Annotated in this window: 21 protein-coding genes; 4 read left to right on the top strand and 17 right to left on the bottom strand. The window is 68.9% G+C overall.

All coding sequences use genetic code 11. From position 1 onward, the window contains the following. Window positions 1–53 precede the first annotated feature (53 nt). From AC04ME_RS03540 to AC04ME_RS03510, 7 genes are all read right to left on the bottom strand, one after another. Entirely contained in the window at window positions 54–782 is a 729-nt protein-coding gene (locus tag AC04ME_RS03540) for an amino acid ABC transporter ATP-binding protein (RefSeq protein WP_042538015.1), read from the bottom strand. Beyond that, window positions 779–2257 (bottom strand): amino acid ABC transporter substrate-binding protein/permease, encoded by a 1479-nt coding sequence (locus AC04ME_RS03535; RefSeq protein ID WP_042538017.1) that lies wholly within the window; start codon window positions 2255–2257, stop codon window positions 779–781. Before AC04ME_RS03535 ends, AC04ME_RS03540 begins: the two co-directional genes overlap by 4 nt. 120 nt (window positions 2258–2377) lie before the next feature. Next, complete coding sequence (locus AC04ME_RS03530) at window positions 2378–2908, bottom strand: GNAT family N-acetyltransferase (RefSeq protein ID WP_079112146.1); 531 nt, start codon at window positions 2906–2908, stop codon at window positions 2378–2380. A gap of 89 nt (window positions 2909–2997) precedes the next feature. Continuing rightward, on the bottom strand, window positions 2998–4575 hold the full coding sequence (locus tag AC04ME_RS03525; RefSeq protein ID WP_079112145.1) for a DHA2 family efflux MFS transporter permease subunit: 1578 nt from the start codon (window positions 4573–4575) through the stop codon (window positions 2998–3000). Further along, entirely contained in the window at window positions 4572–5198 is a 627-nt protein-coding gene (locus AC04ME_RS03520; RefSeq protein ID WP_228385639.1) for a PadR family transcriptional regulator, read from the bottom strand. The genes AC04ME_RS03525 and AC04ME_RS03520 overlap by 4 nt, the downstream gene beginning before the upstream one ends. Before the next feature lie 79 nt (window positions 5199–5277). Then, window positions 5278–5826, bottom strand: coding sequence for a GNAT family N-acetyltransferase (locus tag AC04ME_RS03515; protein WP_079112143.1), 549 nt, complete (start codon window positions 5824–5826; stop codon window positions 5278–5280). A 52-nt stretch (window positions 5827–5878) separates the two neighbouring features. Beyond that, on the bottom strand, window positions 5879–6094 hold the full coding sequence (locus AC04ME_RS03510; RefSeq protein WP_042538029.1) for a hypervirulence associated TUDOR domain-containing protein: 216 nt from the start codon (window positions 6092–6094) through the stop codon (window positions 5879–5881). Window positions 6095–6191: 97 nt separating this feature from the next. On the opposite strand from AC04ME_RS03510, the gene AC04ME_RS03505 reads away from it, so the two are divergent. After that, the gene (locus AC04ME_RS03505) at window positions 6192–7070 is read left to right on the top strand and encodes a phosphoribosylaminoimidazolesuccinocarboxamide synthase (protein ID WP_079112142.1); all 879 of its coding nucleotides are present in this window, start codon (window positions 6192–6194) and stop codon (window positions 7068–7070) included. Window positions 7071–7243: 173 nt separating this feature from the next. Beyond that, window positions 7244–8599, top strand: coding sequence for a uracil-xanthine permease family protein (locus AC04ME_RS03500; protein WP_079112141.1), 1356 nt, complete (start codon window positions 7244–7246; stop codon window positions 8597–8599). A 115-nt stretch (window positions 8600–8714) separates the two neighbouring features. Here AC04ME_RS03500 and AC04ME_RS03495 read toward each other — a convergent pair whose 3' ends face one another. Genes AC04ME_RS03495 through AC04ME_RS03475 form a run of 5 tightly spaced genes read right to left on the bottom strand, consistent with a single transcriptional unit; the run spans window position 8715 to window position 14861 of the window. Continuing rightward, window positions 8715–10427 (bottom strand): acetyl/propionyl/methylcrotonyl-CoA carboxylase subunit alpha, encoded by a 1713-nt coding sequence (locus AC04ME_RS03495; protein WP_079112140.1) that lies wholly within the window; start codon window positions 10425–10427, stop codon window positions 8715–8717. Next, window positions 10424–12013 carry a 5-oxoprolinase subunit B/C family protein gene (locus AC04ME_RS03490; RefSeq protein ID WP_079112139.1) on the bottom strand — a complete coding sequence of 530 codons (1590 nt, stop codon included), beginning with the start codon at window positions 12011–12013 and terminating at the stop codon, window positions 10424–10426. The genes AC04ME_RS03495 and AC04ME_RS03490 overlap by 4 nt, the downstream gene beginning before the upstream one ends. Further along, window positions 12013–12813 (bottom strand): putative hydro-lyase, encoded by an 801-nt coding sequence (locus AC04ME_RS03485; RefSeq protein ID WP_079112138.1) that lies wholly within the window; start codon window positions 12811–12813, stop codon window positions 12013–12015. The genes AC04ME_RS03490 and AC04ME_RS03485 overlap by 1 nt, the downstream gene beginning before the upstream one ends. Window position 12814: 1 nt before the next feature. Further along, the gene (locus AC04ME_RS03480) at window positions 12815–13579 is read right to left on the bottom strand and encodes a LamB/YcsF family protein (RefSeq protein ID WP_079112137.1); all 765 of its coding nucleotides are present in this window, start codon (window positions 13577–13579) and stop codon (window positions 12815–12817) included. Window positions 13580–13583: 4 nt separating this feature from the next. Further along, window positions 13584–14861 (bottom strand): NRAMP family divalent metal transporter, encoded by a 1278-nt coding sequence (locus AC04ME_RS03475; protein WP_042538044.1) that lies wholly within the window; start codon window positions 14859–14861, stop codon window positions 13584–13586. A gap of 174 nt (window positions 14862–15035) precedes the next feature. Between AC04ME_RS03475 and AC04ME_RS03470 the strand changes: the two genes are divergently transcribed. Next, on the top strand, window positions 15036–15692 hold the full coding sequence (locus AC04ME_RS03470; protein WP_079112136.1) for a GntR family transcriptional regulator: 657 nt from the start codon (window positions 15036–15038) through the stop codon (window positions 15690–15692). 34 nt (window positions 15693–15726) lie between these two features. Here AC04ME_RS03470 and AC04ME_RS03465 read toward each other — a convergent pair whose 3' ends face one another. Continuing rightward, window positions 15727–16392 carry a TetR/AcrR family transcriptional regulator gene (locus tag AC04ME_RS03465; protein WP_042538048.1) on the bottom strand — a complete coding sequence of 222 codons (666 nt, stop codon included), beginning with the start codon at window positions 16390–16392 and terminating at the stop codon, window positions 15727–15729. Between the two features lie 138 nt (window positions 16393–16530). On the opposite strand from AC04ME_RS03465, the gene AC04ME_RS03460 reads away from it, so the two are divergent. Next, the gene (locus AC04ME_RS03460; protein ID WP_475433586.1) at window positions 16531–17325 is read left to right on the top strand and encodes a DUF1266 domain-containing protein; all 795 of its coding nucleotides are present in this window, start codon (window positions 16531–16533) and stop codon (window positions 17323–17325) included. Between the two features lie 98 nt (window positions 17326–17423). Here AC04ME_RS03460 and AC04ME_RS03455 read toward each other — a convergent pair whose 3' ends face one another. The 4 genes from AC04ME_RS03455 to AC04ME_RS03440 are packed head-to-tail and all read right to left on the bottom strand — an operon-like array spanning window position 17424 to window position 21887. Further along, window positions 17424–18419, bottom strand: a complete 996-nt coding sequence (locus AC04ME_RS03455; protein ID WP_042538052.1) for a LacI family DNA-binding transcriptional regulator — start codon at window positions 18417–18419, stop codon at window positions 17424–17426. A 56-nt stretch (window positions 18420–18475) separates the two neighbouring features. Then, entirely contained in the window at window positions 18476–19906 is a 1431-nt protein-coding gene (locus AC04ME_RS03450; RefSeq protein ID WP_475433584.1) for a GH1 family beta-glucosidase, read from the bottom strand. Between the two features lie 5 nt (window positions 19907–19911). Further along, window positions 19912–20802, bottom strand: coding sequence for a carbohydrate ABC transporter permease (locus AC04ME_RS03445; RefSeq protein ID WP_042538056.1), 891 nt, complete (start codon window positions 20800–20802; stop codon window positions 19912–19914). Beyond that, window positions 20799–21887 carry a carbohydrate ABC transporter permease gene (locus AC04ME_RS03440; protein WP_309693411.1) on the bottom strand — a complete coding sequence of 363 codons (1089 nt, stop codon included), beginning with the start codon at window positions 21885–21887 and terminating at the stop codon, window positions 20799–20801. Before AC04ME_RS03440 ends, AC04ME_RS03445 begins: the two co-directional genes overlap by 4 nt. Between the last annotated feature and the right edge of the window lie 7 nt (window positions 21888–21894).

The following is a 21894-nucleotide window of genomic DNA, read 5'->3' as shown; positions in this document are numbered from 1 at the left end:
CGACGAAGGCCCCCACCCGGAATCGGGTGGGGGCCTTCGACACCGGAAGACGCTCAGAGGACCTTCGAGAGGAAGTCCTTCAGGCGCTCGTTCTTCGGCGCGCCGAACAGCTCGGCGGGCGGCGCCTCTTCGACGACGACTCCGCCGTCCATGAACACCGTGCGGCCCGAGACCTCGCGAGCGAAGCCCATCTCGTGCGTCACGAGCACCATCGTCATGCCGCCGGACGCGAGGTCACGGATCACCTGCAGCACCTCACCGACCATCTCGGGGTCGAGCGCGCTGGTGGCCTCATCGAAGAGCATGATCTCGGGGTCCATCGCGAGCGCGCGGGCGATCGCCACGCGCTGCTTCTGACCGCCCGAGAGCGATGCCGGCTTGGCATCCGCCTTCTCGGCCAGGCCCACGCGATCGAGCAGAGCGAGCGCCCGCTCCTTCGCCTCGGCCTTCGACAGTTTGCCGAGCTCGACCGGCGCCAGCGTGATGTTCTCGAGCACGGTCATGTGCGGGAACAGGTTGAAGTGCTGGAACACCATGCCGATGCGCTGGCGCACCTCGTCGAGCTTCACGCTCTTGTCGGTCAGGTCGACGCCGTCGACGATGACATGACCCGACGTCGGCTCCTCGAGCTTGTTGAGGCAGCGCAGCAGGGTGGACTTTCCCGACCCGGACGGACCGATGACCGCGATGACCTCGCCGTCTTCGACCGTCAGGTCGATGCCCTTGAGCACGTGGTTGTCGCCGAACGACTTGTGCAGGTCTCTGACCTCGATCTTGCTCATGCGTTGAACTTCCTCTCCAGGCGGTTCGCGAGCAGCGTGAGAAGCGTGATCACGACGAAGTAGATGATGGCGACGATGGTCAGCACCTGGGCCGACAGGTACGTCGAGGCGATGATCTGGCGCGACACGAACGTGAGCTCGGCGAGCCCGATCACGCTGATCAGCGAGGTGTCCTTGAGGGTGATGATGCCCTGGTTCACGAACGACGGGATCATGATGCGGAAGGCCTGCGGCAGCACGACCTTCCGCATGGTCTTCCAGTGGCCGAGGCCCAGGGAACGCGACGCCTCGGACTGACCGGGGTCGACGGCCTGGATGCCGCCGCGGATGATCTCGGTCATGTACGCACCGGTGTTCAACGAGAGCGTGATGGCGCCCGCGACGAACGGGTTGAACGTGAGCCCGGGGAACAGCTGCGGGATGGCGAAGAACACGAAGAACGCCTGCACCAGGATCGGGGTGCCGCGGAACACGTAGACGTACGCGGTGGCCACCCAGCGGAACGGCGCGAAGGCCGACACCCGGCCGAAGCCGAAGATGAGCCCGAGGATGAACGCCGCCACGATCGCGACCAGCGTCGCGAGGATCGTGAGCCACAGGCCCTCCATCAGAGCGGGCCAGTACTTCACCGCCACGGAGAAGATGTCGGTCGCCTGCGTGCTCTCCTCGCCGCCTGCGAGGTAGCTGTCGACGATCTCGTCGTACTCCCCCGAGGCCTTGAGGTTCTCGAGACCCGCGTTGAACATCTCCACGAGTTCGGGGTTCTGGCCCTTGTTGACCGCGAATCCGTATTCGCCGCCGAGCTCCGGCTCGCCGATCAGGCGGAAGCCGGACCCCTGCTGGATGCCGTAGGCGAGCACCGGGAAGTCCTCGAAGTAGCCGACGGCCTGGCCGGCCTTGACGGCATCCACCATGTCGGTCGTGTCCTGGTACGGCGTGATGCGGAAGCCGAATTCGTCCTGGTTCTCCTCGGCGAACGTCTGCCCCTGGGTGCCGGTCTTGACCGCCACCGCTTCGCCGTCGAGGTCGTCGAGCGACTGGATGTCGCTGGACTCGAGCACTCCGAGCTGGATGCCGCTGGTGAAGTACGGCTCGCTGAAGTCGAACGTCTTCTCGCGCTCTTCCGTGATCGACATGCCCGCCATGACGGCGTCGACCTGGTTGGCCTGCAGAGCCTGCACCGCGGCGTCGAACCCGAGCTGGCGGATCTCGACCTCGAAGCCCTGGTCGTCTGCGATCGCGCGCAGCAGATCCATGTCGATGCCGACGAGCTCGCCCTCGGGAGAGGTGAACTCGAACGGCGCGAACGTCGTGTCGGTGCCGATGACATAGGTCTCGGAGTCGTCGGCCGCGGTGGCCGCGGACGCGCCGCCGAGCAGCGCACCGGCCGCGATGAACGCCGTGAGCGCCATCGCCCCGACGGTGCGTCCGAACGCGCGCAGGCGCGCGGAAGCAGGAGAGGGATGTGGGATCACGACGGGTGCTCCTCGGATCGGATGGGCGACAGGATGCTGCCACCGGGATGGTCGTCGACCATCCACCCTAACCGGCGACGGCGTGTCGCCGTGATCCGAGGGCGGTCCGCGCGCTCGCCTCTAGAGGGTGATCCAGTATCGGCGGAGCATCGCGTGTCCCCGCGCGGACTGGTCGCTGACGTCCTGCAGCACGCCTCCGGCACCCTCGATCGTGCGATACGAGCCGACGTTGTCGTCGTCGCAGGTGACGAGCACGCGCTCGAGGCCGATCTCGCGAGCACGTTCGAGCCCGAGACGCAGCGCCGCAGAGGCGTAGCCCTGTCGGCGGCGAGAGGCGCGCACCGAGTAGCCGATGTGGCCGCCCGCCTCACGGAGCCATTCGTTCAACTCGTGCCGGAAGGAGAGGAAACCGACGACCTCGCCGTCGTCGACGATCCAGTACAGATCGTTGTGCACGGCGTCGTCGGGCAGGTCGGCCGTGGTGTCGGCGAGCAGCGTCGACTTCTCGATCAGGGCCTCGAGCGTCGCGAGATCCGGGGTGACGGGTGCCTGCAGACCTGAACCGTCGACATGACCGTCGCCGAATTCGGCGACGGCAGCCGCCCAGGAGTCGAACAGGTCGGTGGTGGGCCTCGTGAGCTCGATCGTCATCGCCCGATGACATCACAGGGGGGTTCCCGGCCGCAAACCGGGCATTCCCCACGCGTGTGCGAAAGGCCCGGCTCGCAGGCAGGAGCGGGTCACGCCGCAGGCGCGGGCGCCTCCGTGGGAGCCGACGCGGCAGCATCCGCCCTGTCGTAGCGTCCGAGGAACAGCGAGGCGACGAGGGCGACGACCATCACGCACGCGGGAAGCAGGATCGCCTGCGACATGCCTGCGGCGAACCCCTCGGCGACCTCGGGCGGCAGCGAGCCGCCGCCGCTGGTGCCCGACGGGGCATCCGCGAGACCGGGCAGGTTCGCCTCGAGACGAGACTGCATGAACGTGGCGATGGATGCCGAGCCGATCACCGATCCGATGGTCCGGGTCGTGTTGTAGATGCCCGCGCCGGCGCCCGCCTGGCGCGGCGGCAGCTTGCGGGTCGCGGTGGTCGCGAGCGGCCCCCACATGCCCGCGTTGCCGATGCCCATGAGCGCCGACGGCAGCAGGAACATCCAGATCTCGGTGCCCATGTTGATCAGCGTCGAGTACCAGACGAGGGCGACGACGACGCAGAGGAGACCCGGGATCAGGATGATGCGCGGGTCGACGCGGTCGAGCAGCTTGCCCGCGAACGGAGCGAGCACGCCCGAGAGCACGGCCATCGGGATCAGCAGCAGAGCGGCCTCGGTCGGGGTGAGCCCGCGAGCGGTCTGCAGGAAGAACATCATCGGCAGCGACATGCTCGTCACCGTGAACCCGACCGCGGCTATGGCGACGTTCGCGCCCGAGAAGTTGCGGTCGCGGAAGAGGGCGAGCGGCACGAGGGCCTCACTGCGCGTGCGCGCCTGCTGCACGATGAACAGCCCGAGCACGATGAGGCCGGTGATGATCAGGCTCCACACCGAGATCGGGCCCCAGATCACACCCCAGTCGAACTTCTCGCCTTCCTGAAGACCGAAGACGATGAGGAACAGCGCGACCGCGCTCAGGATGACACCGAGGACGTCGAAGCGGTGCGGACTCGTCTGCAGCTTGGGCACGAGCCGCCAGGCGAGCACGAAGGCGACGATGCCGACGGGGATGTTCACGAAGAAGATCCATTCCCAGCCGAAGCCGTCGACGAGCAGTCCGCCGACGAGGGGTCCGACGAGCGTGGCGACACCGGCGGTCGCACCCCACAGGCCCATGGCCGCACCGCGGCGCTCGGGCGGGAACGTGCGGGTGATCACTGCCATGGTCTGCGGCGTCATGAAGGCGGCGCCGAGCCCCTGCACGGCGCGCGCCGCGATGAGCATCTCGAGCGAGCCCGAGAGTCCGCACCAGAGCGATGCGAGCGTGAAGATCGCGAGGCCGATGAGGTAGATGTTCTTGGGACCGAAACGGTCGCCGAGGCGTCCGGTGATCAGCAGCGGCACGGCGTATGCGAGCAGGTAGGCGCTGGTGACCCACACCACGTTGTCGAGGTTGTTCGTGGTGGGGTCGAGGGCGGCCTTGATCGCCGGGTTCGCCACCGAGACGATCGTCGTGTCGACGAGGATCATGAAGAAGCCGATGACCAGCGCCCACAGGGCGGGCCACGGGCTGGCGGGACGGTGGCCCGCCGCGAAGGTGCCGGTCGAGGGACCGGATGACGAGGATGCCACGGGCGTGCGTCCCGTCGAGGGAGAGTCGGTCATTGCTGTGCAGCCTTTCGCTGAGCGAGGTAGCGGTCGGTGTTCTCGAAAGCCGTGGGCCCCCAGGGGAACGCCTCGGCCTCGAGACGATCGAGGAGCGAGTCGAGCCAGCGCAGCTCGGCGTCGAGCAGCACCTCCTGACGCTCGAATTCGACGAGCACCTGCTCGGGGGCGCCCTTGCGGCGGGCGCCGGTCAGTCCGTCGCGGTGCAGAGCATGCCCTTCCGCGAGTGCGACGCGACGGACGCGGAGGCAGTCGACGACGTCGGGGCGCTCGAGGTTGTGCGCTTCCGCGAGTGCGATCCGGAACTCGGCGGGGCGGTCGATGATCGACAGCTCACGGCGGAGCCAGCCGATGAGCGCGTCACGACCGGCATCCGTGAGCGTGTAGGTGGTGCGCTCGGGGCGATTGCCCTCTCGATCGGTGCCCACCTCGTCGATGAGTCCGCCACGCTGCAGACGACCGACCGTGTGATAGAGCGTCCCGTTGGTGACGGCGAGCAGACGCTCGTCGCGGCGAGCGCGCATCAGACGCACCATCTCATAGGGGTGCATGTCGCCCTCGCGCAGCAGCGCGAGCACCATCACCCCCATCGGGGTCAACCGCTCCGCAGGTTCCTTCGACACGTGCTCCACCTCAAATAGTCCACGTGGACTATACGCCCCTTCAGGCCGGTCGACAAGACGGATGCCGACTGCGGCCGATCTACGCCAAGGCGGCCGCGAGCTGTTCCGGCGTGAGCGGCCGATCCGCGTACACAAGCCGCACCACCCCGGGGTCGGGGTTGCCCGCGTCGGGCGCACGATGCACGAGGTCGAGTCCCAGCTTCCCGGCGACGCGAGCAGAGGCATGGTTGTGCTCGACGAGGTAGGCGATCACGGGCCGATCCGGCGCGATCGCCCTCGCCCTCTCGACTCCGGCCTGCGCCAGCTCGGTCGCCAGCCCCTGACCGTGGTGGTCGCCGGCGATGCGATAGCCGATGTTCCACACCGCTCCGCCCAGCAGGGTGCACCCGCCGTTGCCGACGACCTCTCCGGTGTCGCGCAGACGGGCGACCCACGATCCGAGACCGGCTTCCGACCAGCTGCGCTCCCACCGCTCCATCATCCGGATCGTCGTCTCGGGGTCGGTGTGACGCAGGCTCGGATAGTGCGTCCACACCCGCGGATCGCTCTGGATCGCGAAGACCGCGTCGAGGTCGGCGGCGACGGGGCGCGACAGGCGCAGGCGTGGGGTGAAGGTGTCGTCGGTCACGAGTCCAGGCTAGGCACCCCCGCAGACACCGGGCGCCGCCCTCCGGGGCCGCTCAGCTGCTCAGCCTCCGCAGCGCCGAGCCCTTGTGCGCGGCCTTCTCGCCGCTCTTCTCGGACTTCACGATGTACGCCGGCTCATCGTCCGAAGCCGTGAAGCTCTGGCCGGCGAATCGGAAGTCCTTCGTCCGCTTCTCCTCCACCGTGCCGTGCGTTCGTCCTTGGGGCGTGTTCCAGCTCACCCGGTCACCCGTCGACAGGTCCTTCGTCATGACTCCTCCGCTCCGTCGATTCGAGCGTCGCCGATGCCGCGCCGTTCGCAACAGCCCTTGACACGACACCGGCGCCGTCTACCGGGATAATGGGCGGGTGAGCACTCCTTCGGACAGCACCGCGCAGACCATCCCCGGCTGGCGCCACATCTACTCGGGCAAGGTCCGCGACCTCTACGCCTCGGATGACGCCGCCGACACCCGCATCCTCGTGGTCGCCTCCGACCGCGTGAGCGCGTTCGACTCCGTGCTCTCGCCGGGCATCCCCGAGAAGGGTGCGCTGCTGACGCGCCTGAGCCGCTGGTGGTTCAGCCAGCTGAGCGACGTTCCGAACCACCTCGCCGAGGGCGACATCCCGGCGAGCGTCGCCGACCGGGCCATGCTCGCGCAGTCGCTCGAGATGCTGCCGGTCGAGTGCGTCGTGCGCGGCTACATCACCGGCTCCGGCTGGGCCGAATATACCGAGAGCGGCACCGTGTGCGGCATCCCGCTGCCCGCCGGTCTGGAGAACGGCGACCGCCTGCCCGAGCCGCTGTTCACACCGGCCTACAAGGCGCCGATGGGCGAGCACGACGAGAACATCACCTTCGAGCAGACCGTCGAGCTCGTCGGCGCCGACCGCGCGGCCGAGCTGCGCGACGTCTCACTCGCCCTCTACACGCGGGCCGCTGCGATCGCCGAGGAGAAGGGTCTGATCCTCGCCGACACCAAGTTCGAGTTCGGGACGGATGCCGACGGCGTGCTGCACCTGGCCGACGAGGTGCTGACGAGCGACTCGTCGCGCTACTGGGATGCCGAGGCCTGGCGCACCGGTGCGACCCCGAGCGAGCGCATGGCGAGTTTCGACAAGCAGATCGTGCGCGACTGGCTGGCCTCGAACTGGGACAAGCAGGGCGAGCCGCCCGTGCTTCCCGAGGACATCGTCGAGCGCACCGCCGCGCGCTACCGCGAGCTGATCGAGCGCCTCGGGGCCTGACGCGCGCACCCTCTCGGGAGGGAAACTGCGCCTCGGGAGGAGAGATTCTCGGGAATTCCCCTCCCGAGGCGCAGAAGTCCGCCCGAAGGAGCGACCGCGCGCACCCAGGGAACACTCAGGAATCGGTAGTGTTGCTCCAGCACTCCCACTCCCCCCGATCCTGAGGAGCCCGCATGCCCCTGTGGAAGACCCACGGAAACGGCCGCACGGTCGAACCCGGCGCCGTCGTCAAGCCCGAAGAGCGCCTGAACTGGCCGGCCACGATCGCGATCGGCGCCCAGCACGTCGTCGCGATGTTCGGCGCCACGTTCCTGGTGCCGACGCTGACCGGCTTCCCGGTCTCGACCACGCTGCTGTTCAGCGGTCTCGGCACTCTCATCTTCCTGCTCATCACCAAGAACCAGCTGCCCAGCTACCTCGGATCGTCGTTCGCGTTCATCGCGCCGATCACGGCCGCGGTCGCCGCCGGCGGCACCGGATCCGCCCTGGCGGGAGTCGTCGCGGTCGGCATCCTGCTCACCGTCGTGGGCCTGGTCGTGCAGTACGCCGGCCTGCGCTGGGTCGACGCGCTGATGCCTCCGGTGGTCGCCGGTGCGATCGTCGCGCTCATCGGCTTCAACCTCGCCCCCACCGCGTGGAACAACTTCCAGCTCGACCCCGTGACCGCGACCATCACCCTCGTCGCGATCATCCTGTTCGCAGTGCTCTTCCGCGGATTCCTCGGGCGCATCTCGATCTTCCTCGGCGTCGCCGTGGGCTTCATCTACGCCGCCTTCACCGGGTCGTTCGACGTGCCCAACGCGCTGCGCGGAGGCAAGACGCCCGCAGAGCTCATCGCCGACGCGCCGTGGGTGGGCCTGCCCGAGTTCCAGCTCCCCGACTTCGTCGCGCCCGGCACGTGGTCGACCATCGCCATGTTCCTGCCGGTCGTGCTGGTGCTCGTCGCCGAGAACGTCGGCCACGTGCGCGGTGTCGCCACGATGACGGAAGACCCCGCGATCAACAGGCACACCGGCCGCGCCCTGATCGCCGACGGCGTCGCGACGACGATCGCCGGCGGCTTCGGCGGGTCGGGCACGACGACGTACGGCGAGAACATCGGCGTCATGGCCGCGACCCGCGTCTACTCGACCGCCGTCTACTGGGTCGCCGGCCTCTTCGCGATCCTGCTGGCGTTCTCGCCCAAGGTCGGCGAGGTGTTCAACTCGATCCCCGCGGGCGTGCTCGGCGGCGCGACGACCGCGCTCTACGGCCTGATCGGCATCATCGGCATCAAGATCTGGGTCGACAGCAAAGTCGACTTCTCGCGTCCGGTGAACCAGTACACCGCCGCGGTGTCACTCGTGATCGGCATCGCCGGGTTCTCGATGCAGCTCGGCGACTTCGCGTTCGGCGGCATCGTGCTCGGAACGGTCGCCGCTCTCCTGATCTACCACGTGGGCAACGCGATCGCTCGCGCGCGCAAGACCGGTGCCGACGACCCGAGGCCGCTCGAGGCCGTGGGTCCGCTGGGCGGCGACCCCGCGTAACCACGCTCGACCCGCGAACCCGAAGATCCCGGATGCTGCAGCTGCGGCGTCCGGGATCTTCGCGTCCGGCGGCGATCGCGATCAGGCGGCGATCGCGCTCAGTCGGCGATCGCGCTCAGTCGATGACGGCGATGACTCCGTCCGGCGCGATCGCCGCTGAGAGCTCGGCGCGGTGCGACAGGATGCCGGCGCGATGAGCGGCGACCGTGGTCTCCATCTTCATCGCGTCGAGCACGGCGACCGGATCGCCCTCGACGACGTGCGCGCCGTCATCAGCGAGCCAGCGCACGAGTGTGCCGGGCGCCGGCGAGCGCAGTTCGGTCGGGTCGGATGCGGAGGGCGCGGGCCCGGAAACCGCCAGCCCGCCGAGCCCCGCGAGCAGGGCGATCGGCAGCCCGAGCACGACCCGACGTCCGTCGATCTCGACGGGGAAGCGCTGGAGTGCGGCATCCGGGGCGGGAGCCGGGCGCAGCTGAGGTTCGAGCCTCGGCAGCAATGTGCTCTCGATCCACTGCGTGTGCACCGCGAAGGTGTCGGTGGCGAACGCCGCGTCGTCGAGCGCGAGCAGATCGAACGGGATGACGGTGGCCGGCCCCTCGACCACGAGCTCGCGCAGCGCCCGTCGGGCCCGCACGAGTGCCGCATCTCGGCTGTCGGCGTGCACGATGAGCTTCGCGATCATCGAGTCGAACGCGGGCTGAACGGCATCGCCCGCCTCGATCCCGCTGTCCCAGCGCACACCGGGTCCGCCGGGGATCCGCAGCGACTCCACACGACCGGGACTCGGAAGGAACCCGCGACCAGGGTCTTCCGCGTTGATGCGGAACTCGAAGGCGTGCCCTGTCGGCGTCGGGGTCTCGGTGAACGAGATGCCCTCTCCGAACGCGATGCGGAACTGCTCTCGCACGAGATCCGTGCCGGTGACCTCTTCGGTGACCGGGTGCTCCACCTGCAGACGGGTGTTCACCTCGAGGAAGGAGATCGTGCCGTCTGCGGCGAGCAGGAACTCGACGGTTCCCGCACCGCGGTACTGCACCTCGGCGCAGATCGCCCTGGCCGCGTCGTGGAATCGCGTGCGCTGGTCACTCGACAGCCCCGGCGCCGGGGCCTCCTCGATGAGCTTCTGATTGCGCCGCTGCATCGAGCAGTCCCGGTCGCCGACGACCACGATGCCGCCGAGTCCGTCGCCGAGCACCTGCACCTCGATGTGACGCGGGCTCTCGAGGAACCGCTCGACGAAGCACTCGCCGCGGCCGAAGGCGGCGATGGCCTCCCGGGTCGCGGCGTCGAAGGCGTCGGCGACATCCGACAGCTCCCGCACCACCTTCAGGCCTCGCCCGCCACCGCCGAATGCCGCCTTGATGGCGATCGGAAGCCCGTGCTGCTCGGCGAAGGACACGGCCTCTGCAGGGCCGGCGAGGGGCTGGTCGGTGCCGGCCGCCAACGGTGCTCCGACGCGCTGCGCGATCCGGCGCGCGGTCATCTTGTCACCGAGCGCGTCGATGCTGTCGGGCGATGGTCCGATCCAGACGAGCCCTGCGCCTTCCACGGCTCGCGCGAACTCCGCGCTCTCCGAGAGGAATCCGTAGCCGGGGTGCACGGCATGCGCCCCGCTCTTCCGCGCCGCAGCGAGTAGCGCCTCGATGGAGAGGTACGTGGCGGCAGCGGTGTCTCCCCCCAGACCCAGCGCCTCGTCGGCGAGTCGCACGTGCAGGGCGTCGGCGTCCTGATCGGCGTAGACCGCGATCGACGTGTATCCGGCTTCGGCGCAGGCGCGGATGACGCGCACGGCGATCTCTCCGCGATTCGCGATCAGCACCTTGGTCATGAGGTCTCCTTGACGATGAAACGAACTCGCGCACCGGGCGGCAGCTGCCCGGCGAGGTCGAGGCTGCGATCGGTGAGGGCGCCGATGATCGGATACCCGCCGGTGAGCGGATGGTCGGGCAGGAACAGCACGGGCTGACCGTCCGGAGGCACCTGGATCGCCCCGGTGACGGCGCCCTCGCTGGGCAGCTCACCGCCGACCGACCGTTCCAGGGGCACGGCTCCCTCGAGCCTGATGCCGACCCGATCCGAGCGCGGGGTCGCAGTCCACTCCTGGGCGGTGAGGGTGGCGAGCGCTGCCGCCGTGAACCAGTCGTCGCGAGGACCGAGGGTGATCTCGAGCTCGACCAGCTCGCCGGGTGCGGGGAGGGCCCGCGGCATCGCATCGGGCTCGACGGGATGCGGTGCGCGATCGCCGACACGGAGCACGTCGCCTGCGGCGAGCGCCGCCGGGCCGAGACCGGCGAGGGTGTCGCTCGCGCGGCTGTCCAGCGCCGGTTCCGCCGCCACACCGCCGCGGACGGCGATGACGTAGCGCAGCCCGCTCGCGGGGTGCCCGAGAGTGAGCTCGTCACCGTCGACGGTGGCGAAGGGCACTCCATGGGCGATCTGACGCGCCACGCCACCGGCATCGATCAGCTCGAGGGATCCGACGGCACCCGCGACGGCGGCGACCCCGGCACCCCGGAAGCGCAGCACCGCGCCCCCGACGCTCTCGAGCACGGCGGCACCGGTCTCGTTGCCCACGGCACGGTTCGCGTCTCGCATCGCACGACGATCGGCGACGCCTGACGCCGAGACGCCGAGTGCCGCGAAACCCGGGCGACCGGCATCCTGCACCAGCAGCTGCAGTGACGGCCGCACGATCTCGACTGCGGCCGGCATGGGAGAACCCGGGTCCGGCGCACCGGCGACGGCGGGTCGATCGGCGACACCTCGCTCGTCGGCCCGTTCGTCTGCGTCGCCCGACGTCACGACCTGCTCGCGCACGCGTTCGAACCGCACGGTCGTGCCCGGCGACAGCAGCGCAGGCGGGTCGCGGTCGATGTCCCACATCAGGGCATCCGTGCGACCGATGAGCTGCCACCCACCGGGACTCTCACGCGGGTACACCCCGGTGAACTGCCCGGCGAGCGCCACGGACCCTGCGGGCACACGCGTGCGGGGCGACGAGCGGCGCGGCACGTCGAACAGGGGATCGCTGCTCACCACATAGCCGAAACCGGGAGCGAAGCCCGAGAAGGCCACCTTCCAATCGGCACCGAGATGACGATTCACGAGCTCTGCCGCCGACACGCCCAGCAGGGCTGCGGCCTCGTGGAGGTCTTCGCCGTCGTACCGCACCGGCACCGTGACCTCGCCGGTGACCGGCAGGTGAGCGGTGTCGATGTCCGTCGCCGCGAGCGCCTCTGCGAGATCGCCGGCCGAGACGACGAGCGGATCGAAGCGCACGAGCACGGTGCGAGCGCCCGGGATGCGCTCGACCACACCGCGCACTCCGTCCCAGGCGAGGTTCAGGCGCATCGCCTCGTCGAGGTCGGCCGCCTCGACGAGAAGCGCGTGATCGGATGCGGTGAGGATGCGCATCAGACGAGGTACTCGGCATCCGGCACGTCGGTGATGAACATGTACCCCGGTGCGTGGGTGATGGCGAACGGCGGCTTCGAGGCCATGATCGCGGCCTGAGGGGTGACGCCGCAGGCCCAGAACACCGGCACTTCGCCGTCGCGCACCTCGGGGGCATCCCCGAAGTCGGGGCGGGCGAGGTCGAGGACTCCGAGGGATACGGGGTCGCCGACGTGCACCGGAGCACCGTGCACAGCGGGGGTTCGGCCGGAGATCTGCACGGCATCCGCCACTCGGTCCGCCGCGATCGGCCTCATCGACACGACCATCTCACCGCTCAGGCGACCCGCCGGTGCGCAGGGCACCGAGGTGCGGTACATCGGCACATTGCGACCGAGCTCCTGATGACGGATCGGGATGCCGGCCTCGACGAGTCCGGACTCGAACGTGAAGCTGCATCCGATGAGGAACGAGACGAGGTCCGGATGCTCCGCCCAGGCCGCCGTCGCGTCGGTGATCTCTTCGGCCAGTTCGCCGTCGCGCCAGATGCGATACCGGCCGATGTCCGTGCGGATGTCGCTGCCCGGCGCGAGCCGTGACTCCACCTCTCCCTGCTCGATGACCTCGAGCACCGGGCACGGCTTCGGGTTGCGCTGTGCGAAGAGCAGGGTCTCGAAGGCCCAGTCCGCGGGCACGGAGATGAGATTGGCCTGTGTCAGCCCGACCGCGACCCCGCTGGTCGGCTCGGCGTGCCCTGCCCGGATGGCGGCACGGGCCGCGCGCGCGTCGGCGAGCTGGGCTGCGGTGGCGAGGACGGTCATGTCAGACGCCCGCGAACGGTGCGATCGTGATGCCCGCTTGCTGCAGCATCCGCTTCGTCTCTGCCGCCATGGCCACCGAACCAGGGCTGTCTCCGTGCACGCAGATCGACTGCGCGCTGACGGGCACGTCGGTGCCGTCGATCGCGCGGATCACTCCTTCGCCGGCCAGGCGCACCATGCGCTCGGCGACCGCCGCGGGATCGTGCAGCACAGACCCGGGCTCGGTGCGCGAGACGAGCTGCCCGTCGGGCTGATACGCCCGATCGGCGAAGGCCTCTGCCGCAGTCTGCAGCCCCGCGCGCTCGGCGACGTCGAGCACCACACCTCCGGCCAGGCCCAGCAGCACGAGGCTCGGATCGATCGCGCGGATGGCCGCCACCACGTCCTGCGACTGCCGCTCATCGCGGGCGATCGTGTTGTAGAGCGCTCCGTGCGGCTTGACGTAGGCGACCTTTCCGCCCACCGCGGCGGCGAGACCGATCAGCGCCCCGAGCTGGTACTCGACGTGGGCCTGCAGCGTGGCCGAATCGATGTCGACCTTCGTACGGCCGAAGTTCTCGTAGTCGCGGTAGCCGGGGTGCGCGCCGATCACGACACCTCCGGCCACCGCGCTGGCGAGGGTCGCGCGGATGCCCTCGGGGCTGCCCGCGTGGAAGCCGCACGCCACGTTCGCACTCGTCACGAGGTCGAGCATGCTCTGGTCGTCGCTGACGATCCGGTCGGCGACGTTCTCGCCGAGGTCCGAGTTCAGGTCGATCGATGCCATGGGGTCACGCTCCGGTTCCGAGGAAGGCGAAGATCGGGCCGACCGAGACGATGCCCATGTACCAGGTGAGCAGCGTCACGACCGTGCCCGCGATGAGCAGCCACAGCGGGTACTTCTTCGAGCCGAGCAGGTCACGACGGAACCAGCCGATGTACATGAAGACCGTGAGGCCGATGGGGAGGATGAGGCCGTTGAAGCCGCCGACGAACACGAGGATCGCAGCAGGCGCCGTGCCGATCGACAGGTAGACGATCAGCGACACGACGATGAAGGCGACGGTGGCCAGCTGCAGCGGCCAGCCGCCCCTGAGCTTCTTCGTGAAGGTCGAGAGGAAGGTCGCCGACGTGTACGCGGCGCCGATCACCGAGCTGATGGCCGCGGCCCAGAAGATCGCACCGAAGATGCGCAGCCCCGCGTCGCCGAGCACGGCGCCGAAGGCCTGTCCTGCGGGGTTCGCAGCCTGGCTCGACAGGTCGAGCGAGACGCCGGAGGCGACCACACCGAGGATCGCGAGGAACAGCACGTAGCGCATGATGCCGGTGACGAGGATGCCGTTCGCCGCGGCGCGCATCACCGGGCCGGCCTGCTCCGGACCGGTGTGTCCGGAGTCGAGGTAGCGGTGGGCGCCCGAGTAGGTGATGTATCCGCCGACCGTTCCGCCGACGATCGTGGTGATCGTGGCGAAGTTCAGTTCGTCGGGCACGAACGTCTGTCGCAGGGCCTCGCCGATCGGCGGCTGGGCGATCACCGCGACGATCACGGTCATCACGATCATGCCCACGCCGAGCACGATCAGCACGACGTCCATCACCGGGCCCGCCTTCTTGACGAGGAAGATGATGATCGCGAGGGCCGCGGTGAGTGCGCCGCCGAGCTTGGGATCGATGCCGAGCAGGGCGTTGAGGCCCAGTCCGCCACCCGCGATGTTGCCGATGTTGAAGGCCAGGCCGCCGATCACGACGAGCACGGCGATCAGGTGTCCGGAGAACGGGATGGCGCTGTTGGCGAGCTCTCCGGCGCGCTTGCCCGATGAGGTGATCATGCGCCAGACGTTCAGCTGCACTGCGATGTCGATGAGGATCGAGACGAGGATCGCGAACGCGAAGGCGGCCCCCATCGTCGCGGTGAACGTGGCCGTCTGGGTGATGAATCCTGGGCCGATGGCGCTGGTGGCCATCAGGAAGATCGCGCCGATCACGGCGCTGCGGCCTGCCCGCCTCTTGGCTCCGGCGAGGCGGACTTCGTCTTCTGCGGACAGCGGGGCTGCGGTGTTCTCTGACATTGCGGGGGATTTCCCATCGTCGTTGGTGGGTGTCGAGTGACACCCAGTGTAGAACGGATCGAGCAATATTGTTCAACAACTTTGTTTCGGCTGTGCTACGACCGAGTTGCGTTCGCGTGATGCCGCGGTCGCCTCCTCGAACGATCCGCCGCGCCTGCCGCCTACGATGAAGGCATGAACCAGCAGGGCATGCTCGCCGATGCGCTCCGTCAGCAGATCATCGACGGCGCCTTCGCCCCCGGTTCACGGCTGTCGGAATCGGCCCTCGCCGAGCACTTCGGCGTCGCGCGCAACACGCTGCGAGAGGCGTTCCGCGCGCTCTCCGAGCAGGGTCTTCTCGAGCACGTGCCGCACCGGGGTGTCTCCGTCGCGTCGCCCTCGATAGCCGACGTCATCGACATCTACCGAGCACGCCGCGTCATCGAGTGTACGGCGCTCCTGCACTCCGAGCCCGAGCACCCCTCGGTGCAGCGGATGCAGCAGGCGGTGCTCGCCGCCGAGAAGGCCGCCCGGGATGCCGTCCACGACGACGCGGGCGCCTGGCGCGAGGTGGGCAGCGCCAACATGGCATTCCACGTCGCCCTGGTCGATCTCGCCGACAGCCCCCGCCTGGCCCGCACCTATCGCGACCTGGCGGCCGAGCTGCGGCTGGCGTTCCTGAAGATCGACGATCCGCGATCGCTCCACGAGCCGTTCGTGCGCAAGAACCGCGCCGTGCTCGACACCTTCCTCACGCAGGGCGCGCAGGAAGGCGCGGCCGAGCTCGAGCGCTACCTCGTGCAGTCGGAACGCGTCGTGCTCGGCGCGTTCGCCCGGATGCAGCTGGGCTGATCCCGACCCTCGCCGATCGATGTCGGTGCCGGGGTCATTCCTCCGCGCGCAGCGCGCCCGACGCTCTGGTCCTCGCGTCGGGGTCCCGCGGGGCGAGCTGGAGAGGAAGCGGCGCCTGCGGCTCGGGGAGCCCGTAGAGCCGGTGCATCCAGCGGCGAGCGTCTTCGAGAGGATACGTGTCGCCGTAGACGGCGTACTTCATGAAGATGCCCTCGAGCGTGCTGCGCAGCATGATCTCCTCGAGCGCCGGATCCGCGGCGCCGCGTTCGCGGAAGACCCCGCGAACGATGTCCTCCGACGCCCTCGCCTCCTCCGCGTGGCGCTCTTCGGCCTCCGCATACAGGCGGTGGGTGGTCGGCTGCTGCTGCATCGCGAAGACCGCTCGCTGCACCGGAAGGGCGTAGCCCGTGGCGGTGAGGGCGCCGTCGATGATGCCGGCGAGACGGTCGTCGGCCGACCCCTCGGCCTGGGGGATGCCGAACAGCGTCTCGAACCACCGGTCGAGCACTGCGGCGATCAGCCGCTCCTTGTTCCCGAAGTGATAGTTCGCGAGGCCCTGAGCCACTCCGGCTCGCCGCGTGATCTCAGCGATGCTCGCGCCCGAGACGCCGCGCTCGGCGAACAGATCGACCGCTGCCCGCAGGATGGCTTCGCGGGATCGTTCACGCGCCGCCCGGTTGTGTTCGTCTGAACGTGCCATTCGTGTCCCGCTCCCCAGCATCGGACGACTTCGATTTCTCCCCCCGGACGCTATATATTAGCGACTGAATAGCTGTTCAAGCTATGAGCTACGCCAGGCCTCACCCTCAGGAGTGTGATGAGCGCGACAGGATGGTTCATGCGACCCCAGAGGCTCGCACCCTCCGAGCTGTACTCCACGGATGACACCGAGGCGAACGAGATCGCCCTGGGCCTGCTGCAGATCAGCAGCCTGCCGTCCGGCCCGTGGAACGACCCGACGGCCCCCGGCCTCGGAACCGAGGAGAAGTCGCTGCTCGCCGAGCAGTGGGGCATCCACGATCGCGCGGACTGGCTCGGCATGATCGACCACCTGACCACGGTGCGACGACGACGTCATGCCTGGATGCTCCATCTCGCCGTGCGCAACGACCTGCACACAGCCCTCGGGCGGGTGCCGACGACGAAGGAGTGGCTCGCCGCGATCGCCGATGAGGGCGGGGACCGACGCGACGCACGACCTTTCGTCCGCGGCATCGAGCACATCGAGCAGGAGGTGCGCAGGCGAGTCGTCCAAGACGTCGTGACGCCCGACCTCTACGTCCGCACCCTCGACGCGTACGCACTCGGCCAGGCCGTGGTGATGACGACCTGGGGTGTGGCGCTCGGATGCGCCGACGTCGCCGAGGCGCGTCGCATCATCCACCGGATCAGCGTCGACACCCGCCCGTCGTTCGTGTCGTGGGCCGATTTCGGCCTGAGCTACATCGCCGGACGCGTCATGCACTGGAGCGACGGCGATCTCGACGAGGACTCGTTCGAGAAGTACGGCGATTCGTCGCCCGTCTTCGCGAGTGCATCCACCGCGAAGCGGAACGGCCCGTGGGCGACGATGCCGTGGCCCGCGGTCATCGATCAGCGGTCTCGGCGCCGTCACCAGTACCGGATCACCTGACCGACCCAGACCCACGGATGCGGGCCGACCTGGAGGGGCGTATGGTCCGCATCCGTGTTCACTTCCGCGCCGGCGGAGACGCGGATCGCGTGGAGCGGCTACGACGAGGCGCGCACCACGAGCTCGGTCGGAAGGATCGTCGTGTGCGCGGGGTCGCGACCGGCGAGGCGCGAGAGCAGCACTCCGGCCATCGCCTCCCCCTGCGCATACATCGGCTGTCGCATCGTGGTCAGCTGCGGTTCGGTGCTCAGCGCGACGGACGAGTCGTCGAATCCGACGAGCGCGACGTCTTCGGGAACGCGGATGCCGGCGGAGCGCAGCGCCGTCAGGGCGCCACGGGCCATGAGGTCGCTGGCGACGAAGATCGCGTCGGGGCGGCCCTCGGCGAGGATGCGGCGCGCCGCATCCGCTCCGCTGGCCTCGCTGTAGTCACCCGCCTCTTCGGCGAACGGCGAGAGCCCGGCGTCCGCCAGTGCGCCGCGGAAGCCCTGCACGCGGTCGACCGACGAGACCATCGTCATGGGTCCCGAGATCGTCGCGATGCGTGTGCGGCCGGTCTCGATCAGATGTTGGGTGGCCGTGCGAGCTCCGGCGACGTTGTCGACGTCGACCACGTAGTCACCCTCGCGGATCCGCACCGGTCGGCCGCCCCAGACCACGGGCACGGCGTCGGCGACCCGGTCGATGAAGGCGTCGCTGGTGTGGTGAGACACGATGAGCGCGCCGTCGACACCGCCGTTGCGCACGAAGCTGGTCATCTTGTCGCCGGGATCGTCGCTCGCGATGAGCAGGTTGAGCAGGTAGTCCGACCCCCGGAGCGCACCCGTGATGCCCGCGACGATCGAGGCGAAGAACGGGTCGCCGAAGAAGCGCGTGGTGTCTTCGGGCACGATCAGCGCGATCGCGTGAGTCTGCCTCGACGCGAGCGAGCGAGCCGCGCGATTGGGCACGTAGCTGAGCTCCTCGATCGCGCGCTTCACCGACTCGAGGGCCTCAGGGCTCACCGCCGTCGAGCCGTTGACGACCCGCGACACCGTCGATCTCGACACCCCTGCGGCCGATGCCACCTCTTCGATGGTCGCTCGTGACGACACGGCTCTCCCCTCTGTCCGGCCGCGAGACCGGATGCTCTCGACTGTCGCTGCCGGCGTCAGAGAGCGCGGGCGGCGATGATGCGAGCGTACTCCCGACCGGAGTCCTTCAGACTCCGCTCCTGGGTGTCGTAGTCGACGCGCACGATGCCGAAGCGCTTGTCGTAGCCCCATGCCCATTCGAAGTTGTCGAACATCGACCAGTAGAAGTAGCCGCGCACATCGACGCCGGCATCTGCCGCGTCGAGCACGGCCGCGAGGTGCAGCCGCAGGAACTCGGTGCGGTCGGCGTCGTGCACACGGGTCTCGCCGTCTTCGACCACGGCGACGTCGTCGTAGGCAGCACCGTTCTCGGTCATGTAGAGCGCGGTTCCTGCGGGCTCGGCGTAGTCGGTCCACACGCGCTGCAGCAGACGGGTCAGCCCCTCGGGCTGCACCTCCCAGTTCTGGGCGGTGCGCGGCAGTCCGCGTTCGACCGCGTAGATGCCGTCGCTCGACGGGTAGGGGCTGCGTGCGGGGCGATCTGTCGCGGGCCCGCCGCTGACCGGCATCTCCGCCGGCGCCGTGCCCGACACGAAGTCGCCGTGGTAGTAGTTGACGCCCTGCGTGTCGATGGGCTGCGAGATCACGTCGAGATCGCCGTCATGGACGGCATCCGTGAAGCGCGCCACCGCGTCGGCATCCACCGCCCTGATGTCCCTGATGATGTCGTCGGGGTACACGCCGCGGTAGATCGGGTCGAGGAACCAGCGGTTGAACTGGCCGTCGACCCGACGAGCCGCGTCGACGTCGGCGGGATTCGCCGGATCCGCCGGGTCTGCGACGGTGTGGTTCAGGGTGATGCCGAGGTTGAGGCTCGCATCCCGACCGCGCAGCTCGCGCACCGTCTCGCCGTGGGCGAGCAGCAGATGGTGGGCCGAGAGCAGCCCCTCGGCGACGCTCGTGTGGCCGGGAGCGTGCTCGCCGCCCGTGTAGGAGAGGAACGACGAGCACCAGGGCTCGTTCAGCGTCGTCCACACGTTCACACGGTCGCCCAGTGCGTCGTGCATCGTGCCCGCGTACTCGAGGAAGCGTCCGACGGTGTCGCGGTTCGTCCAGCCGCCGGTCTCCTGCAGCGCCTGCGGCATGTCCCAGTGATACAGGGTCAGCCACGGCAGGATGTCGTTGGCGAGCAGCTCGTCGACGAGGCGCTCGTAGAAGTCGACGCCCTTCGCGTTGACCGCGCCGCCGTCAGGACGCACCCGCGACCACGAGGTCGAGAAGCGGTAGGTCTGCAGCCCGAGCTCTTTCATGAGCGCGACGTCCTGCGGGTAGCGGTGATAGTGGTCGCACGCCACGTCGCCGTTGTCCCCGCCGATGACCGCACCCGGCTCGCGGCTGAAGGCATCCCAGATCGACGCGGTGCGCCCGTCTTCGAAAGCGGCCCCCTCGATCTGGTACGCCGCTGTCGCGGCGCCGAACAGGAAGTTCTCGGGGAAGGCGCGGGTCATAGGGGTCATCCTTTCACCGCGCCCGCCATGATGCCACTGACCAGCTGCCGGCCCGCCACCACGAAGAGGACGAGCAGCGGAAGGGTCGCGAGCACCGCGCCGGCGAGCACGATCGAGTAGTCGATGTAATAGCCGGACTGCAGCTGGCTGAGCGCCGTCTGCAGAGTCGGGTTCTGCGGGGAGAGCACGATCAGCGGCCACAGGTAGTCGGTCCACGCGGTCATGAAGGTGAAGAGCCCGAGGATCGCCATGGCGGGCCGAGCCGCCGGGAGGCCGACGGTGAGGAACGTGCGGAACTGGTTGGCGCCGTCCATGCGCGCGGCCTCGATCAGCTCGTCGGGGATCACGTCGACCAGGTACTGCCGCATGAAGAAGACGCCGAAGGCGGTGACCAGGGTCGGCACGATGACCGCGCCGATCGATCCCGTCCAGCCGAGCTCGCGCATCAGCATGAACAGGGGGATGATGCCGAGCTGCGTCGGGATCGCCATGGTCGCGATCACGAAGATCATCAGTCCGTCGCGTCCCTTGAAGCGGAGCTTGGCGAACGCGTATCCGGCGAGCGTCGAGAACGTCACGACCGACAGCGTGATGATGCCGGAGATGAGGAACGAGTTCCCGAGCGCCAGCCAGAACGGGATCGCGTCGAACACCTTGGCGGCGTTGGCGAGGAAGTTGCCGCCGGGGATCAACGGCAGGGTCTCGCCGCGCGTCGAGTTGGTGCCGCTCGCCACGACGACCGACCACCACAGCGGGTAGACGCTGCCGATGATGAATGCGGCGAGCAGGCCGTAGGTGAGGAATCCGGGGCGGCTGCCGATTCCGGCGTTTCCGCCGACGGCGCCTCGGCGCCTGCGGATCTTCTCGGGGACGCTCAGCGCCTGTGTGGCGGTCATCGCGCGTTCTCCTCGGTAGTGGTGGCGATCGTCGAGCCTGCGGCTGCGGCCGTCGCGGCTGCGGCCGCGGCGGTGCGTGCGCGCCGTCGCGCGGCACGGTTCTGGGGAGCATCGCCTGTCGAGATCCGCCTCGAGATGAGGAAGTTGATCACTCCGATGCCCACGATGAGCAGGAACAGCAGGATCGCGACGGCGGATGCCTCGCCGAGGTCTCGACGGAAGAAGGCGAGCTCCCACAGGAACAGCACCGTGGTCTGGAACTGTCGGTCGCTGCCGCCGATGCCGCCCGCGGTCGAGACGTCGAACAGACGGGGCTCGGCGAAGATCTGCAGACCGCCGATCGTGGCCGTGATGATCACGAAGATGAGGGTCGGGCGGATCGTGGGGATCGTGATCGAGAAGAAGCGACGCGCGGCTCCTGCGCCGTCGAGCGCGGCCGACTCGTAGAGGTCGCGAGGCACCGCCTGCATGGCGGCGAGCAGGATGAGGGCGTTGTAGCCGGTCCAGCGGAAGTTCACCATCACGGCGATCGCCAGGTGCGAGAGCGCGGTGTCGTGCTTCCACTGCTGGTCGGCGATGCCGATCAGGTTGAGCAGATTGTTGGCGAGGCCGTCGGCCTCGTTGAAGATGCTCGAGAAGATGATGGCGACGGCGACGGGCGTGACCACGAACGGGATGAGGATGCTCATGCGCCAGAAGGTGGGGGCGCGGAGGCCGCGATCGAGCAGGTACGCGATCACCAGGGCGACCGCGAGCTGCGGGATCGCCGACAGCAGGAAGATGCTCAGGGTGTTGAAGATCGAGTTCCAGAACATCGCGTCGCCGAGGATCTCTACGAAGTTCCCTGCGCCGATGAACTCACCCTGCCCCTTGAGCAGGTCCCACTCGTGCACGGCCACCCACACCGTGTAGAGCAGAGGGAAGAGTCCGACCAGCCCGAACAGCAGGAAGAACGGCGAGATGTAGAAGTACGGGGACGCGTTCTGGTCGAACCGCGAGAGGCGGTGCCGCCAGGGACGCCGGCCAGCGGCATCCGCCTTCGGCGCATCGGATGCCGTCTCGCGGCGTTCCGCTGTGAGGGTCATGAGGGGT

The sequence above is a fragment of the Microbacterium sp. LjRoot205 genome (genome assembly GCF_056175745.1).
The sequence above is the reverse complement of the archived record's forward strand: the minus strand, read 5'-3'. Positions and strand labels throughout refer to the sequence as shown.